This window comes from Bacillus sp. C-3-6, assembly GCF_054509685.1.
This window is the reverse complement of the sequence record NZ_CM137247.1, coordinates 3225763-3241038: the sequence shown is the minus strand read 5'-3', so window position 1 is coordinate 3241038 and position 15276 is coordinate 3225763. Positions and strand designations below refer to the sequence as shown.

The following is a 15276-nucleotide window of genomic DNA, read 5'->3' as shown; positions in this document are numbered from 1 at the left end:
TTGTAAGTATCCCGTTTATGAAACAGTTTATGAAACGAGGGGGTAAATAGGCTTGAATAATTATCCCCGTTATTTAATAAAGGGGGAGTTTGAAATGACAATGAATCTTTTTCGAAATAAAACGATTAAATTATCAGCTATGAGAGAAACAGATGCTGAAGTAATGGCTATGTGGCAAGAAGATAGTGAGTATTTAAGAAATGTTGATACAGATGTAGCATTCCCGCAATCTTTAAATGAAATAGCAAGTGATGGGTTATTAAAAGGACGAAGATCGAATAGTGTTTCTTTCATGGTAAGGACAGTTCAAGAAGATCGCTTAATTGGTTTTGTGGCGATTCATGGTATAGAGTGGAATAACAGAACAGGTTTATTAGCCATTGGTATAGGAGATGCGAATGATAGAGGAAAAGGATATGGGAAAGAAGCAATACATCTTATTTTAAAGTATGCTTTCTATGAATTGAATTTACACCGCGTCGGTCTGGATGTGATTTCTTATAATAAAGCAGCCATTGCGTTGTATAAAAAGATAGGTTTTCAGATGGAAGGGTGTATGAGAGAAGCGGTTCAAAGAGATGGGAAGTGTTTTGATCGTATCATTATGGGGATATTGCGGGATGAATGGATAGGGTTGCAAGATTAGCGAATACATTCAATATTATATATGTAGTATGCAGGAGAAATAATGATAATTGGCGAAAATTTACAGTGAACTGATTGAATTTATAAGGAGTTATGTAAAATGAATTTAGAAAAAGCAAAACCAGTAAATGAAGAGGTCGCTGAATTAAAGGAACTAATTAAAGAGTTACACGGAAGTGTACATCAACTGCAAAGCGAAGTGCAGCAACTAAGGCACGAAAGACCAGTTGTTGAAGTGAGAAAAGGTGTTCAATTATCACCAACAATTGTCGGACAAATTGGTGGTATGATTTTAGGTGGGTTAGCAATTATCGGTATATTTTGGTGATGAAAAAAGGTTTGCAGCACGATGCTGCAAACCTTTTGGATTTGACGATATAATTTCATGCAATACAACTTTTACATTAAATAACGTAAATATATATAAGCATGTGATAACAAGAGTGCAACAATAGTTAATGGTAAACCAATTTTTAAGAAGTCCATATAAGAGAAAGCATGTCCTTCACGTTTTGCAATACCAGCAACGACTACGTTTGCAGATGCTCCGATTAGCGTTCCATTTCCTCCTAAGCAAGCTCCAAGAGATAACGCCCACCATAGTACTTCGATTTGCGGAGAATCGACAGATAGTCCGAGTCCTGTAGCTAAGTCTTGAATAAGAGGAATCATCGTAGCGACAAAAGGGATGTTGTCGATTGTCGCAGATGCGATGCCAGATACCCATAAAATAAGTATAGCTGCGAATCCGATGTCACCATTTGTTACGCCGATTACTTCTTTTGCAAGTGAAGAGATAAGTCCGATATCAATTAACCCGCCAACGAGAACGAATAGTCCGGCGAAGAAGAAAATGGTTACCCATTCAACGTGGGCAAATACATCTTCAATATCATGTTCTTTCACGCCGATTAACATAAGAAGTGTAGCGCCTGTCATCGCTATAACGGCAGCGTCTACATGAATAATCGAATGAAGTACGAAGCCTAAAATAGTTAGTCCTAAAATCGAAATAGATTTTAAAAGGAGGCTTTGATCCTTAATATAATCTTTTTCATTTAATGCCATTAGTTTTTCGATTTGTTCAGGTGTTGTTTTTAGTTTGTTACGGTACATGAAGTAAATAATGCCAAGTGTCACAATAGAAATAATAATTACGATTGGAGCTAAGTTAAGTAAAAAGGCGTTAAAGTCTAAATGCTTGTTTGCTGATCCAATCATAATATTAGGTGGATCACCGATTAATGTTGCTGTTCCGCCTATATTTGAAAACAGCACTTCTGAAATCAAATAAGGCACAGGATTTACTTTTAAAATACGTGTAATGGATAATGTAACAGGAACGATTAATAAAACAGTCGTTACATTGTCCAAAAATGCTGATCCGACAGCAGTTAATAGGGATAGTAATAATAAAATGCGAATCGGTTTTCCGCCAGCTGCTTTTGCCGCTTTAATGGCCACAAATTCAAAGACGCCTGATTGACTCGTAATATGTACGAGAATCATCATCCCAATTAAAAGGGTAATCGTTTCCCATTGAATATGTGATGTGAAAGCAGTATGTAAATCTACAACTCCAAAAATAATCATAATAGCAGCACCGAATAGTGCGATTACAGCACGATTCAATTTCTCAGAAATAATAAATCCGTACGTGATTAAAAATACGGCAATTGCAAAATAATATTGCCAATTTGCTACTTCATGTGCTGACTGTTCCAATCATGTCACCTTCTTTAAATTATGTATTCAATTGTCGAAATGTATCTCGCTACAATAATACGGGATAAAATATATTGTAGCAAATTCAAAAAAGAAAGAAAACTATTTAACAAAGTGAAGGAAAAAATGTATTTTTTACATATCATATAAAAAATATAAAAAACACAGTGCAAATTATTAGGAAAAGTGAGCGTTGTCCTCTAATATAGAGATAGCAATTTACATTATTTTTGCGTAAAATGGTTTAAAGAGGTGAATTCCGATGGAAATAGTAAAAGATAGTTCTCTTATTCAAAATGAAATTGAACGTTTTGTAAATAAAGATGTATATATTCATTTAGAAACGACAAACGGAGCGTATGCATCACACATAAATGAAAAGATGATGACAGTTGGTGCTTTCATTCGAAATGCGATTATCCGTTTTGAACGCGGGAAGATAACTGGAACAAATCCATACCGAGTTGGTCTGAAAATGGATCACGGTTGGGTATATGCTGAAGGTATTACGCACTGGGAAGTAGACGATCAAGAGCGTTTATTATTAGCTGGACATGATAATTTAGGTCGTCTAGCAGTTGCACTTGAGTTAAGCTTAACACCATTTAAGTAAGAAGGAGGGAAACTTATGGAGAGACATGTACTTGTTGTATTTCCGCATCCAGATGATGAAGCATATGCTGCGGGAGGGACAATTCGCTTATTAACAGATCAAGGAGTACCTGTAACATATGCATGTGGTACTCTAGGACAAATGGGACGTAACATGGGTAAGAACGTATTCGCTAACCGTGAAACGATTCCACATATCCGTAAGAAAGAATTGAAAGATGCTTGTGAAGCGATGGGTATTAAAGATTTAAGAATGCTTGGCTTCCATGATAAAACGTTAGAATTTGAAGATGTTGATTTCGTTGCTGACAAAATTGAAGCAATCATTCAAGAAGTAAATCCATCTCGAATTATTACATTTTATCCAGAGCACGGTGTACATCCAGATCATAATGCATTTGGCCGCGCTGTCGTTCGCGCTGTATCACGTATGCCAAAAGAAGAGCGCCCAGTTATTCATGCTGTTGCGATTACGAAAAATCGTGAAGCAGTATTAGGAGAACCGGATGTTGTAAATAACATTAGTGAAGTATTTGATCATAAATTAACTGCATTAGGTGCGCACCGTTCACAAACAGAAGCAATGCTTGAAGACACGCATGCAAAAATAAAAAACAAAGATGCAGCAACATTAAAATGGCTGCAACTTGAACAGTTTTGGACTTATAAAGGGGAGTAGGCTAGAAGGATATCTTCTAGTTGCTCTTACATAGAAAAAGCGCCGTCACTTGTGATGGCGCTTTTTCTTGTTGAAGACTATATATTTTTTAGGGTGCTTCAAAATTTTTAAATTAACGTGCAGTATAGCCTCCATCAACAAGAAGTGTTGTGCCGTTAACAAAACTAGCATCATCACTTGCTAAAAATAAGACAGCTTTAGCGACTTCTTCTGGTGTTCCAAGTCTGCCTTGTGGATGAAGTGAAGCTAAATATTCTTTCTGTTGAGGATTAACACTACCTAGTAAAGGGGTGTCAATATAACCAGGGCACACCGCGTTAATACGTATTCCATATTTAGCGTAGGCAGTACATAAATTTTGAGTTAATAGTTTCACACCACCTTTTGCAGAGGAGTATGCTGTTGGTGTAGGTAATGAAACAAAACTATGAATCGAACCAGCGTTAACGATGACACCACCTGTACCTTGTTTAAGAAATTGTTCAATCGAATATTTATCAGAAAGGAATACCCCAGACAAATTAATATCAATAGTTCTTTTCCACTTTTCATAGGATAATTCGTTTGCCGGTGCATCATCAGCAACGCCGGCATTGGCATACATAATATCTAATTTACCGTATGTACTTACTGTCTCATGAATTAGCTGTTTAATATCTGCCTCTTTTGTTACATCGGTTTTAATAAATAACGTATTATATCCATGTGCATTCAATTCATCTGATAGTTCTTTTCCACGTTCAGAAAAGTCAGCAATAACTACTTTTGCACCTTCTTCGATAAAAAGACGAACAGTAGATTCGCCAATTCCACTTGCACCACCAGTTATGATTGCTACTTTGTCTTTTAATTTCATATAAACCTCTCCATTCATTAATGAATTTAAGTCGAATTTTTAAATCTTGTTACTAAACTATTAACCTTAAATAGTAAGTAGATAGAAGAAAAAAGCTCGCGTTTACTTAATCGTGAGAGTGCTATTTTTTCTTTAGTGTACTTTTTGATACAGTTATGGACGAAAATATTAATTTGGTCAATTTTATCATTAGATTGAATATTTGGTAAAGAGCTCTCGAACAGAGCGAGTAAGGATGTTGAAAAAGTAAAATAAACATTCAGTATTATTTGTAGGGTAAGGAACAAAGGGGAGAGATGCATAACGAAAACTACTACTCTAGTTAAATAGGAAAAAGCCTTGCAGGGGGGCAAGGCTTTAAACAGGGTATTAAAAATGATTGATTTATTAAGAATAACTTCTTCTTGTGAATAAACTAATTTTAGCATAATAACTCATATATATGTGTTACGAATTTGTGAATAAAAACTCAATGATAAAAGTATGAGTGAAAGGAAATAATGTATTTGAAATATGCATTATTACACAAAGTTAAGTTGAAATAGGGGATTTGTATATGTAATTTCTTTTTGCATTTAATTCTTTAGAACTGATTTTTAATAATGTATATGAGAAGCGTATATTTTGAATTATTTAATAGAATAATATATATTTATATTGATTTAATGATTTTAGTTTGTTAAAAATGGGGAAATCGATATGAAGGTTAAATTTGCCGTAATAAAAGATGAGAATTTTGATTGTAGTTTATTGGAAACAAAATTATTGAAAACTTTTAAAGAAGTAGATTGTGAAGCAGATATTGTAAAGGTTGAGGATGAAATTTTTGAAAACAATGATGTACAAACGCATTTATCAGAAATAACCATACATGTTACTGGAAAAAATATCGGATATAGATCTGTTTCAGCCAGTATATTTATTGTTCTAGAGAGTTTATCAATACAGCTATTTCATATTCATATTAGTATACTTTAAACAGTTCAAAAAGTGGATTTATATTGCGTTGTAAATATGAAAATGGTGATGAAAACAATAGAAATTATCGTATGTGCTCCCGAATGTTGGATTGCACTTTGTTTGTTGTTAAATAAGCAAGGGGTCCCTTTTTAAATTTTAATCTATCTTAACGCTAATTTATAAATAGAAGAATGGAAACATGTGAGTAATTCAATTAGATTGTACAAAAAATTTGGTACGCGGATATACGCAATGTATTCACAGGTAAGAGGGTTGTCTCATAATATATATAGATTTTTCTATTAAGATGAACAGAGGGTGTGAATATATGGAAGATGTTTACGCTAAAATTGACAGTCTCAAGGCGGAGCAAAAAGAAATGATGAGAGACATTCGAAATTTAGAAACGCGTACTACTATTAATGAGAAAGATATAGCAACAATCAATAAGCAATTAGAAAAAATAAGTACAAACACTACTTGGATTTTGCGAATTATTATTAGTGCGATAATAATGTCAGTTTTAGGATTGATATTAAAAGGGATGATTTAAAAGAAAGAGGGGAGCTCCCTCTTTCTTTTATGTAAATGAGAAACTATAAATTTTCCGTTTCCTTTTCGTCTGCATACTTATCCTCTAAGGAAATTAATAGAGGGATTGATATAGTTACAAGAATGATTAAAGTGGTGATAAAAGATTTAGAAAGAGAAAAAGAACCTTCAATTAAAGGTGATAAAAACTTGAATGAAAGTATACTTGTTATGAAGGAAATTACTAAAAAGCTCAAAAGGGATATATTTTTATTCTTTATAGATGTCTCTATAAAGTCTTTAACACAGGTTATTACGACAAATATAGTTAATATGATAAGAGAAACAAAATAATGTGTTAAATTCGTCATATTAATAGTAGGATCGTCTATTATGTAAGCAAGTAACTTAGATACTAATATTCCTCCAAACAATAAAATAATAAAAGCAAGTAATCCTTCCAATATATAAGTGCTGAAATTGTCTTTCTTGTTAAAGAGTTTATAGTTTAGAGTAGATTGGGTTATTTGAATTAGGAATAGGGTAATAATCCATACATAATATACAAATGGTAATTCTCCTGAGAATAGAGAAATTAGAAAGTTTACTACTGTCCTTAAAATTTCAATCATTACGAAAGTCCTCCTACTTGTTCAGCTTTATGACATTAGGAATATATGAGTATATCATTTTATAATTAGGTTTATAGATTCAAACTATTTCTAATTATTCCATAATAAGGTGGTTATATCAAGTAGTTATCTTCTATGGCGTGTATTAGTTGTTCACTAATATAAAAAGAACATTTGAACGTTAATACTAGAAAAATAAAAGTAATATGTAATATAATTGAAAAAGTATATTTAAAAATCGATGTTAATATTACCCTCCTATAAGTATTAACATACGTAATTGAGGTGTTTTCTTTGTTGTTTTATGACCGGATTTCTATAATGGCCCCTCCTGTTCCGTAGCTAAGGAAAGTCTTTTTATTTCTGGGATTTTCAAAGTTATAGGAGGGTATGAAAAATGAAAAAAGTCTCAGTACCATCACTTTTGTTAATGATTGTTCTTGTCGCATTTCCGCAAATTAGTGAAACGATTTACACACCGTCTTTACCGGACATTTCAAAGGCGTTACATGTAAGTAATAATGAGGTGCAGTTAACACTTAGTTTGTATTTTGCTGGATTTGCTTTAGGTGTATTTTTTATTGGATGGCTATCAGATATAATTGGCCGTCGCCCAGCAATGTTATTTGGAATTGTAATATATGGCGTTGGGAGTTTCTTATGCTTTATTGCAAATTCCATTGAAGTTTTATTGGTAAGTCGTTTTATTCAAGCGTTTGGAGCAAGTGCAGGATCCGTGGTTACACAAACGATTCTTCGGGAAAGTGTAGAAGGGCATAAGAGGCATGTTATGTTTGCTCAAATCTCGGCAGTCATTGCTTTTACACCAGCGATAGGACCGTTAATTGGTGGCTTTCTTGATCAAATGTTTGGATTTAAAATAGTATTTTTAAGTTTAGTAGTTATGAGTGTCGGAATTTTTCTGTATACATTTGTTTCTCTTCCCGAAACAAAGACGGACTCAGTAACGAATAAAATAAATGTGTTTTCAGTCTTAAAGAAGTTAATTACAAATCCGAAAGTAGTAACGTATGGGCTATTAATTGGAGGAGCAAATGGTGTTTTATTTAGCTATTATGCAGAAGCGCCGTTTATCTTTATTGAATACTTTCAGTTATCGCCTAGTATGTATGGATTTCTAGGAATTGTTGTTGCGTCTGCTTCTATTGTTGGAGCGAAAGTTTCAAAACGTTTACTTGCTACTTATAAACCAGAGAAAATTATATATATTGGTTGTCTTGTAATGACAGTGGGAGCTATCCTTTTAACTGTTATTACAGCATTGGGATCAAATCCAAACATAATATATATGATTGGATTTTTAATAGCGATGTTTATATTGTTATTAGGGATTGGAGTAGCGTTACCTAATTGTTTAAGTTTAGCATTAGTAGATTTTCAAGATGTCATTGGTACAGCTGGTGCATTGTTTAGCTTAGGGTACTATGTAATTGTAACGATGACAATTTGGGGAATGAGTCAACTGCATACGGGCTCGTTACTAGTGATGCCACTTTATTTTCTAGTTATTGTAGTTATAATGGCAGTGTTTACTAGGGTGTTTATCTTTGGTAAGCAAACTTTGAAATCGGTTTAAATATGAAATCGTAAAAGAGTCTCATTTTTAAATGAGGCTCTTTTATATTTTGGCTGGGGTAAAGAAGTTAGTAGTTTATTAATATATTAAATTTCTCATTGGCATATAAATCGAATGTGTGGGAAATTACGTTATCAACTATAAAGGTTGAAGTATTTGACATATGAAACCGAGGAAGAAATGCTCTCCTCTGTTATTTATATTGTAATAATATACATGCCGGAATCATATTGAATAGATGTATTTTATTGTTAATTTAGTTAAAAATTAATCAGACTTATGTATAATAATTTATTGAAAAAATAATTGAATTTTTCAGATTAATGAATTAATATAAGGTAAGTAATTTTAAGATTTATAGAATATTGGAAGATGAAAGGTTTTGAGAATTTTATTAGGAGCACAAAACGATTTTAGGATAGCTTTAAAGCTAGTGTAAAATGACGTTTGCTTCATCATTTTCAGAGCCGAAAGGAATTAGGGGAAAGCATCTTGTTTTAAAATGCGGCTATGAATCATCTAAGAGGGGGAAGTGAAGTGGCAAACAAAGAATTGAAAAGAGGTTTAGAAGCACGTCATATTCAAATGATTGCTTTAGGCGGAACGATTGGTGTTGGTTTGTTTATGGGGTCAGCCAGCACAATTAAATGGACAGGTCCGTCAGTAATGCTTGCTTATGCAATTGCAGGTATTTTCATCTTCTTCATCATGCGTGCCATGGGAGAAATGTTGTATATGGAGCCAAGTACAGGCTCATTTGCGACGTTCGGTCATAAGTATATTCATCCGCTAGCTGGTTATATGACAGCTTGGAGTAACTGGTTCCAGTGGGTTATCGTTGGGATGTCAGAAATTATCGCGGTTGGAGCGTATATGCAATATTGGTTCCCGGACTTACCAGCTTGGATACCAGGTATAATCGCAATGGTCATTCTTGGCGCAGCTAACTTAATTTCTGTTAAGTCATTTGGTGAATTTGAATTTTGGTTTGCGATGATTAAAATCGTTACGATTCTATTAATGATTATTGCGGGATTTGGTCTTATTTTCTTCGGAATTGGTAACGGCGGAGAAGCGATTGGCATATCTAATCTTTGGTCAAATGGCGGTTTCTTTACAGGTGGTTTTTCAGGATTCTTCTTTGCATTATCACTTGTAGTTGGAGCGTATCAAGGTGTGGAATTAATCGGAATTACTGCTGGCGAAGCGAAAAATCCGAAGAAGACACTTACAAGAGCGATTCAAAGTACAATTTGGCGTATTTTAATATTCTATATTGGTGCTATTTTTGTTATTGTAACTGTATATCCGTGGGATCAATTAAGTACAATTGGTAGCCCGTTCGTAGCGACTTTTGCGAAAGTTGGTATTACGGCAGCAGCTGGACTTATTAACTTCGTTGTAATTACAGCGGCAATGTCTGGTTGTAATAGTGGTATTTATAGTGCTGGACGTATGCTTTATACGTTAGGTGTAAATGGACAAGCACCGAAATATTTCACGAAACTTTCTGGAAATGGTGTACCTTTATTCGGTACAGTTGGCGTAATTATCGGTCTGGCGGTTGGTGTTGTTTTAAGTTACATCGCACCGAAAAATTTATTCGTATATGTATATAGCGCGAGTGTACTCCCTGGTATGGTACCATGGTTTGTCATTTTAATTAGTCAAATTAATTTTAGAAAAGAAAAGGGAGCAGAGATGAAAGATCATCCGTTCAAAATGCCATTTGCTCCTGTAACAAACTATTTAACGATTGCCTTTTTAATTATGGTATTAATCGGAATGTGGTTTAACGATGATACTCGTATTTCATTAGTTGTAGGTATTATTTTCTTAGCTATCGTTACAATTAGTTTCTATGCTTTTGGAATAGGAAAGCGAGCTCCGTTAGACGTTCAAAATAATAAAGAGATTTCAAGTAAATAAAGAAAAGGCTGTTCATCTGGAACAGCCTTTTCTTATTGTTGTTATTTGTCGATAAATCAATATACCTTGTCGAATCGTTGATATAATTTGATTTGTGATAGATATATTTGAAAAATCGTTGATATATTGTACGTTATGATAGATATATTCGAAAAATCGTTAATATAATTTTACATACTATCTGTCACTATCATGATTAAAATTTCTCTAATACGATTTTTCCAATGGTGTGCCCGCTTTCAAGTAGTGCATGTGCTTTCTTTAAGTTTTCAGCGTTAATCGGTGTTAATGTTTCATTTTTATGTAAGCTGTACTGATAGTCTAGAAGGAGTTTATTTCTAAAAAGAAGAATTTTTTACTGTATTACTTTATCCAAAACTAAATGTAAAGGTGGATACATAATGACAGTAAAGAAACTTTATTTCATCCCAGCAGGTCGTTGCATGTTGGATCATTCGTCTGTTAACAGTACTTTAACTCCAGGGAAACTATTAGACTTGCCGGTTTGGTGTTATCTTTTGGAGACGGAAGAAGGTCCTATTTTAGTAGACACAGGTATGCCAGAAAGTGCAGTTAATAATGAAGGGCTTTTTAACGGTACATTTGTTGAAGGGCAGATTTTACCGAAAATGACTGAAGAAGATAGAATCGTGAATATATTAAAGCGTGTAGGGTATGAGCCGGACGACCTTTTATATATTATTAGTTCTCACTTACATTTTGATCATGCAGGAGGAAACGGTGCTTTTACAAATACATCGATTATTGTGCAGCGAACGGAATATGAGGCAGCACTTCATAGAGAAGAATATATGAAAGAATGTATATTACCGCATTTGAACTACAAAATTATTGAAGGGGATTATGAAGTGGTACCAGGTGTTCAATTATTGTATACGCCAGGTCACTCTCCAGGCCATCAGTCGTTATTCATTGAGACGGAGCAATCCGGTTCAGTTTTATTAACAATTGATGCATCGTACACGAAAGAGAATTTTGAAGATGAAGTGCCGTTCGCAGGATTTGATCCAGAATTAGCTTTATCTTCAATCAAACGCTTAAAAGAAGTTGTGACAAAAGAGAAACCGATTGTTTTCTTTGGTCATGATATAGAGCAGGAAAAGGGTTGTAGAGTGTTCCCGGAGTATATATAGTGCAAAAAGTCATGAGTTCGCGTGCTCATGACTTTTTCGTTTAAATAATTTTTTTAAATAAATTATAAACTTTTTTTGAACTATCTTCGTTTAACTGATAGTACGTAAGGTTTACATCATCAGGAGTATCTTGCTGAGCAATCATCACTTCGCTGCTGTGATGATCAACTACCCATATGAAATATTTTTTATAAGTTCCATCCTCGAAAGTAATCCACATATCACAATCTATTAAGTCTGATCCTTCTTCATCTAATGTTAATTTACCTTTTTTTGCGGTATTCATACTGTTAATAAACGTTTTTAATTCATCTGTTTTTGTGAGAAAGATATCCTGTTTTGTTTTAATTGATTCTACATGTATATCTTTTATTTCCTGTTTTCCTAAAAAAACAGGGGGCTCATTTGGATCTCGCGAGCTTGAAATAATAGTAGCTTTCTTTTTCGGTTTATTTGCAGTATAGAGATCTTGAATAGATTTTCCCGAGTTTATAAACCATGCAATTCCAGAAATAATTAATACGCTACCTAGCAATAAAATAATTTTTTTAATAGGATTTTCTCCTCTCTATTACTTCGTGTGAAGAGCTTTTCTATTAATATATGATAGGTAAGCGTAAAGTATTATAGTTGAACTTGGTTATGCTTCACAGTTTTTATCGGGCGATCTATGAGTAAATTGTAAGTGAGCCCAATTAATACGAAAATGCCACCGATAACTTTACCAATTGAGAGTTCATTTGTCAGGAAGAAATCAATAATAGTCCCCGCAAATAATTGTCCGATAAAGATGAGTAATGTTAAATAAAAGGCTGATATTTTAGGAGTAATATAGTTGGATAATGAAATAACGATAACGCCTACTAATCCGCCTAAGTATACGGCGATAGGAATAGATTGCAACTTATGAATAGGGATATACAATGAATCTGAACTGAAAATTAAAAATAACATAGAGAAAAATAATCCAGTAATATAATTGAAAAACGTGCCTTCCCAGTTTCCAATTTCCTTTGCTAAATTCGCGTTAATAATTCTAGCAACAACGATAGAAACACCAGCTAAAATAGCAATCGTAATATATAGCATTTTCTTGCCCCCATTAATAAATTGTCATGATTATAATTCCAGAAGAGATGAAACATAATCCAATTAGTTTTTTCTTTTCAAACTTTGCAACTTTCATTCCTAATAAGCCGAAATGATCAATAACGATGGAAGCAATAGATTGACCGAGTAAACTTAATGCGATCGTAATAGAAGCACCAAGGACGGAGAAACTTATATTGTTAAAAAGAACAGTGAATACTCCAATCGCTCCAGCGCTATATAAAAAAAGTGGAATACTTTTATCGAAACGAATTTTATTTTTGTTTATGATTAAAATGAAGATAACTGCAATTAAACCGACAAGGTGAATGACCACGCTTGCTGTGTACTTGCCAATTAACTTAGATAAAATCCCATTCAGTGGAAGCATAACGGCGATGAGCACACCAATAAAGACAGAAAGAAAGTTATACAATGTAATATCCCCTTTGTATTTCATATTTGTAATGACTGTATCATGCTGAAATTGTGTATTGTTATGACATATGTCATAGTGGAAGAAGAAAATTTTGATTACAATGGGGATGAGTTGTAAAGGTGGGGGACTATGAAGAAAATATGTAATTCTATTAAATTAGCAGAGTATATAAAGCAAAATAATATTGATTCATTTTTTAGTCATGATATGAAGCCATATATGGAACTTATATTTTTTAAAAAGAATGAGTTTATTTGTAGAGAAAATGAAGTGATAGATTATTTATATTTCTTTGTTGAAGGAAAAGCGAAAGCGTTTAACACATTAAGTAACGGAAAATCGGTATTATTATGTTTTTACGATAGTTTGCAGTTACTTGGAGATGTGGAGTTAATTCATTCCCAAAGGATTACTTCAAACGTACAAGTGATGGCAGATTCGTATTGTGTCGGTTTACCTTTAGGAAAGGTGAGAAATAAGCTATTTCATGATGCGAAATTTTTAAGATGTATTTGCGGATCATTAGCACATAAATTAAACCGACTTTCCAAAAACAGTACAATTAATTTATTGTATCCACTTGAAAATAGACTTGCGAGTTACATGTTAGCAGCAGGGGAGCGAGCAGTTCAGCATGAAAATAGAATTGTATTTAGTGGGAATTTAACGGAAATAGCGGAATTGTTAGGAACGAGCTATCGGCATTTGTTGCGAACATTAAATATTTTTTGTGATAAAGAGATAATAAAGAAGAACGATGGATGCTATGAAGTAGTAAACGTGGATGTTTTGAGAGAATTGGCAGCAGATGTTTATAAATAGGAGGAGAGTATAAATGATAACACCTATATTTAGAATTTTTGATATTGAAAAAGCAAAACTATTTTACTTAGGTTTTTTAGGATTTAAACTGGATTGGGAACATCGGTATGAGGAAAATATGCCATTATATTTGCAAATTTCGTTACAGGATGCTGTGATACATTTATCAGAACATCATGGTGATGCCTCACCAGGTGGTGCGATTCGGATCAAAATAGATGATGTAAAGGATTATCATTCTGTATTATTAAGTAAAGAATATGCTTATTCGAAGCCGAATATAGAAAAAACACCTTGGGGTACAATTGAATTAACTGTGATTGATCCGTTTTCAAATAGAATTACACTATACGAGGAAAAATTGTAGAAATGGAATGAAGAGTAGTTCATAGAGCAGTGAACTGCTCTTTTTTATTTTGAGTAGATATTGAATCATATAAAAAGAAAATGTTATGATTATGGAAACGTATGAATATATGAACAAGTATTCATATGTTTAAGAAGAGGAGGGATTAGAATGAAAGATCTAATTATTATTGGGGCGGGTCAAGCTGGATTAACAATGGGATATTACTTGAAGCAAGAAGGGTATAATTTTTTATTACTTGAGGCAGGAAAACGAGTTGGTGATTCATGGAGAAATCGATATGATTCTTTGCAGCTTTTTACCTCAAGGTCTTACAGTAGCTTGCCGGGTATGACGTTAATAGGTGAAAAAAATGAATTTCCATATAAAGATGAAATTGCAACTTATTTAGAAGAATATGCAAGACATTTTCAATTACCGGTACAATTACAAACGGAAGTTTTAAAGATAAAGAAAGAAAAAGAAATATTTGAATTACACACTCCTACAGAAATTTTACAAACGAAAAAAGTTATTATCGCATCAGGTGGTTTTCAGCATCCATTTATTCCCTCGCTTTCAGAAAATCTTTCACCACATATTTTTCAAATACATTCATCACAATATAAATCATTATCGCAAATTCCACAGGGGAAGGTACTTGTAGTAGGGGGCGGAAATTCAGGAATGCAAATCGCAGTAGAACTTGCAAAAACGCATGAAGTTACGGTGTCTATTAGTCATCCTTTAACGTTTTTACCGTTACAACTTTTTGGAAAAAGTATTTTTAATCTGCTAGAAAAAGTGGGTTTATTGTACGCTGAAATAAATACAAAGAGGGGAAGATGGTTTCAAAAGAGAAAGGACCCTATTTTCGGTTTTGAAGGTAAGAAACTTATTCGTAATGGAGCAATTAAACTGCAAGAAAAAGCAGTAAGTGCATCAGGAAATAACATTATGTTTCAGAATGGTGATATTTATAGTGCAGAAAGCGTTATATGGTCAACTGGTTTTGTTCAAAATTATAATTGGATTGAAATTGAACAGGCAGTGAATGAGAAAGGATTTCCTAATCATATAAAGGGAATCAGTCCAGTAAAAGGATTGTATTATATCGGATTACCGTGGCAATCTCAAAGGGGTTCCGCACTTATTTGTGGTGTAGGAAAGGATGCAGCGTATGTACTTTCTGAAATCAAAAAAATAGATCAGTAGCAAGAACTACTGATCATCCATATGTACATGAATTAGGAGAGGTCA

The 15276-nt window shown here is 33.5% G+C and carries 18 protein-coding genes; 12 read left to right on the top strand and 6 right to left on the bottom strand.

Annotated elements, in window-relative coordinates:
- The first annotated feature begins 94 nt into the window (after positions 1-94).
- Together ACW0JX_RS16675 and ACW0JX_RS16670 are read left to right on the top strand one after the other, a co-directional pair.
- Positions 95-646 (top strand): GNAT family N-acetyltransferase, encoded by a 552-nt coding sequence (locus tag ACW0JX_RS16675; protein WP_000178509.1) that lies wholly within the window; start codon positions 95-97, stop codon positions 644-646.
- A gap of 99 nt (positions 647-745) precedes the next feature.
- Complete coding sequence (locus tag ACW0JX_RS16670; RefSeq protein WP_001047304.1) at positions 746-973, top strand: coiled-coil domain-containing protein; 228 nt, start codon at positions 746-748, stop codon at positions 971-973.
- Between the two features lie 71 nt (positions 974-1044).
- On the opposite strand, the gene ACW0JX_RS16665 is transcribed toward ACW0JX_RS16670, so the two are convergent.
- The gene (locus ACW0JX_RS16665; RefSeq protein ID WP_000437988.1) at positions 1045-2370 is read right to left on the bottom strand and encodes an ArsB/NhaD family transporter; all 1326 of its coding nucleotides are present in this window, start codon (positions 2368-2370) and stop codon (positions 1045-1047) included.
- A gap of 262 nt (positions 2371-2632) precedes the next feature.
- On the opposite strand from ACW0JX_RS16665, the gene ACW0JX_RS16660 reads away from it, so the two are divergent.
- Positions 2633-2983, top strand: a complete 351-nt coding sequence (locus tag ACW0JX_RS16660; protein ID WP_000407045.1) for a YojF family protein — start codon at positions 2633-2635, stop codon at positions 2981-2983.
- A gap of 15 nt (positions 2984-2998) precedes the next feature.
- Positions 2999-3661: a bacillithiol biosynthesis deacetylase BshB2 gene (bshB2, locus tag ACW0JX_RS16655; RefSeq protein WP_459244944.1), complete on the top strand. Its 663-nt coding sequence runs from the start codon at positions 2999-3001 to the stop codon at positions 3659-3661.
- A gap of 112 nt (positions 3662-3773) precedes the next feature.
- On the opposite strand, the gene ACW0JX_RS16650 is transcribed toward bshB2, so the two are convergent.
- On the bottom strand, positions 3774-4517 hold the full coding sequence (locus tag ACW0JX_RS16650; RefSeq protein WP_000768018.1) for an SDR family NAD(P)-dependent oxidoreductase: 744 nt from the start codon (positions 4515-4517) through the stop codon (positions 3774-3776).
- 699 nt (positions 4518-5216) lie between these two features.
- On the opposite strand from ACW0JX_RS16650, the gene ACW0JX_RS16645 reads away from it, so the two are divergent.
- Together ACW0JX_RS16645 and ACW0JX_RS16640 are read left to right on the top strand one after the other, a co-directional pair.
- Positions 5217-5495, top strand: coding sequence for a hypothetical protein (locus tag ACW0JX_RS16645; RefSeq protein ID WP_078994393.1), 279 nt, complete (start codon positions 5217-5219; stop codon positions 5493-5495).
- 310 nt (positions 5496-5805) lie between these two features.
- Positions 5806-6030, top strand: coding sequence for a hemolysin XhlA family protein (locus tag ACW0JX_RS16640; RefSeq protein WP_000390469.1), 225 nt, complete (start codon positions 5806-5808; stop codon positions 6028-6030).
- Positions 6031-6073: 43 nt separating this feature from the next.
- Here ACW0JX_RS16640 and ACW0JX_RS16635 read toward each other — a convergent pair whose 3' ends face one another.
- Positions 6074-6640: a DUF5823 family protein gene (locus tag ACW0JX_RS16635; RefSeq protein WP_065484590.1), complete on the bottom strand. Its 567-nt coding sequence runs from the start codon at positions 6638-6640 to the stop codon at positions 6074-6076.
- A gap of 397 nt (positions 6641-7037) precedes the next feature.
- Here ACW0JX_RS16635 and ACW0JX_RS16630 point away from each other — a divergent pair, with 397 nt between their 5' ends.
- The 3 genes from ACW0JX_RS16630 (at position 7038) to aiiA (ending at position 11320) form a co-directional block, all read left to right on the top strand.
- Complete coding sequence (locus ACW0JX_RS16630; RefSeq protein ID WP_459244943.1) at positions 7038-8237, top strand: multidrug effflux MFS transporter; 1200 nt, start codon at positions 7038-7040, stop codon at positions 8235-8237.
- A 537-nt stretch (positions 8238-8774) separates the two neighbouring features.
- Positions 8775-10166: an amino acid permease gene (locus ACW0JX_RS16625; RefSeq protein ID WP_001284410.1), complete on the top strand. Its 1392-nt coding sequence runs from the start codon at positions 8775-8777 to the stop codon at positions 10164-10166.
- A gap of 401 nt (positions 10167-10567) precedes the next feature.
- Positions 10568-11320 carry a quorum-quenching N-acyl homoserine lactonase AiiA gene (aiiA, locus tag ACW0JX_RS16620; protein ID WP_071731229.1) on the top strand — a complete coding sequence of 251 codons (753 nt, stop codon included), beginning with the start codon at positions 10568-10570 and terminating at the stop codon, positions 11318-11320.
- A 40-nt stretch (positions 11321-11360) separates the two neighbouring features.
- Here aiiA and ACW0JX_RS16615 read toward each other — a convergent pair whose 3' ends face one another.
- The 3 genes from ACW0JX_RS16615 to ACW0JX_RS16605 all read right to left on the bottom strand — a co-directional run bounded on the left by ACW0JX_RS16615 (position 11361) and on the right by ACW0JX_RS16605 (position 12869).
- Positions 11361-11855 (bottom strand): hypothetical protein, encoded by a 495-nt coding sequence (locus ACW0JX_RS16615; RefSeq protein ID WP_000901701.1) that lies wholly within the window; start codon positions 11853-11855, stop codon positions 11361-11363.
- A gap of 89 nt (positions 11856-11944) precedes the next feature.
- Positions 11945-12409, bottom strand: a complete 465-nt coding sequence (locus ACW0JX_RS16610; protein WP_000965811.1) for a DMT family transporter — start codon at positions 12407-12409, stop codon at positions 11945-11947.
- A gap of 13 nt (positions 12410-12422) precedes the next feature.
- Positions 12423-12869, bottom strand: coding sequence for a DMT family transporter (locus ACW0JX_RS16605; RefSeq protein WP_071731227.1), 447 nt, complete (start codon positions 12867-12869; stop codon positions 12423-12425).
- 108 nt (positions 12870-12977) lie between these two features.
- On the opposite strand from ACW0JX_RS16605, the gene yeiL reads away from it, so the two are divergent.
- The 3 genes from yeiL (at position 12978) to ACW0JX_RS16590 (ending at position 15231) form a co-directional block, all read left to right on the top strand.
- Positions 12978-13670 carry a transcriptional regulator YeiL gene (gene yeiL / locus ACW0JX_RS16600; protein WP_459244942.1) on the top strand — a complete coding sequence of 231 codons (693 nt, stop codon included), beginning with the start codon at positions 12978-12980 and terminating at the stop codon, positions 13668-13670.
- Between the two features lie 13 nt (positions 13671-13683).
- Positions 13684-14037 (top strand): glyoxalase superfamily protein, encoded by a 354-nt coding sequence (locus tag ACW0JX_RS16595; RefSeq protein ID WP_000632403.1) that lies wholly within the window; start codon positions 13684-13686, stop codon positions 14035-14037.
- A gap of 150 nt (positions 14038-14187) precedes the next feature.
- Positions 14188-15231 carry a flavin-containing monooxygenase gene (locus tag ACW0JX_RS16590; RefSeq protein ID WP_459244941.1) on the top strand — a complete coding sequence of 348 codons (1044 nt, stop codon included), beginning with the start codon at positions 14188-14190 and terminating at the stop codon, positions 15229-15231.
- Positions 15232-15276: the final 45 nt, after the last annotated feature.

Bases quoted from the DNA above. Each gene is read 5' to 3' on its own strand.
- ACW0JX_RS16670 (WP_001047304.1), top strand. From the start codon at position 746: ATGAATTTAGAAAAAGCAAAACCAGTAAATGAAGAGGTCGCTGAATTA.
- ACW0JX_RS16660 (WP_000407045.1), top strand. From the start codon at position 2,633: ATGGAAATAGTAAAAGATAGTTCTCTTATTCAAAATGAAATTGAACGT.
- ACW0JX_RS16650 (WP_000768018.1), bottom strand. From the start codon at position 4,517: ATGAAATTAAAAGACAAAGTAGCAATCATAACTGGTGGTGCAAGTGGA.
- ACW0JX_RS16630 (WP_459244943.1), top strand. From the start codon at position 7,038: ATGAAAAAAGTCTCAGTACCATCACTTTTGTTAATGATTGTTCTTGTC.
- ACW0JX_RS16610 (WP_000965811.1), bottom strand. From the start codon at position 12,409: ATGCTATATATTACGATTGCTATTTTAGCTGGTGTTTCTATCGTTGTT.
- yeiL (WP_459244942.1), top strand. From the start codon at position 12,978: ATGAAGAAAATATGTAATTCTATTAAATTAGCAGAGTATATAAAGCAA.
- ACW0JX_RS16605 (WP_071731227.1), bottom strand. From the start codon at position 12,869: ATGAAATACAAAGGGGATATTACATTGTATAACTTTCTTTCTGTCTTT.
- aiiA (WP_071731229.1), top strand. From the start codon at position 10,568: ATGACAGTAAAGAAACTTTATTTCATCCCAGCAGGTCGTTGCATGTTG.
- bshB2 (WP_459244944.1), top strand. From the start codon at position 2,999: ATGGAGAGACATGTACTTGTTGTATTTCCGCATCCAGATGATGAAGCA.
- ACW0JX_RS16640 (WP_000390469.1), top strand. From the start codon at position 5,806: ATGGAAGATGTTTACGCTAAAATTGACAGTCTCAAGGCGGAGCAAAAA.
- ACW0JX_RS16595 (WP_000632403.1), top strand. From the start codon at position 13,684: ATGATAACACCTATATTTAGAATTTTTGATATTGAAAAAGCAAAACTA.
- ACW0JX_RS16590 (WP_459244941.1), top strand. From the start codon at position 14,188: ATGAAAGATCTAATTATTATTGGGGCGGGTCAAGCTGGATTAACAATG.
- ACW0JX_RS16675 (WP_000178509.1), top strand. From the start codon at position 95: ATGACAATGAATCTTTTTCGAAATAAAACGATTAAATTATCAGCTATG.
- ACW0JX_RS16645 (WP_078994393.1), top strand. From the start codon at position 5,217: ATGAAGGTTAAATTTGCCGTAATAAAAGATGAGAATTTTGATTGTAGT.
- ACW0JX_RS16635 (WP_065484590.1), bottom strand. From the start codon at position 6,640: ATGATTGAAATTTTAAGGACAGTAGTAAACTTTCTAATTTCTCTATTC.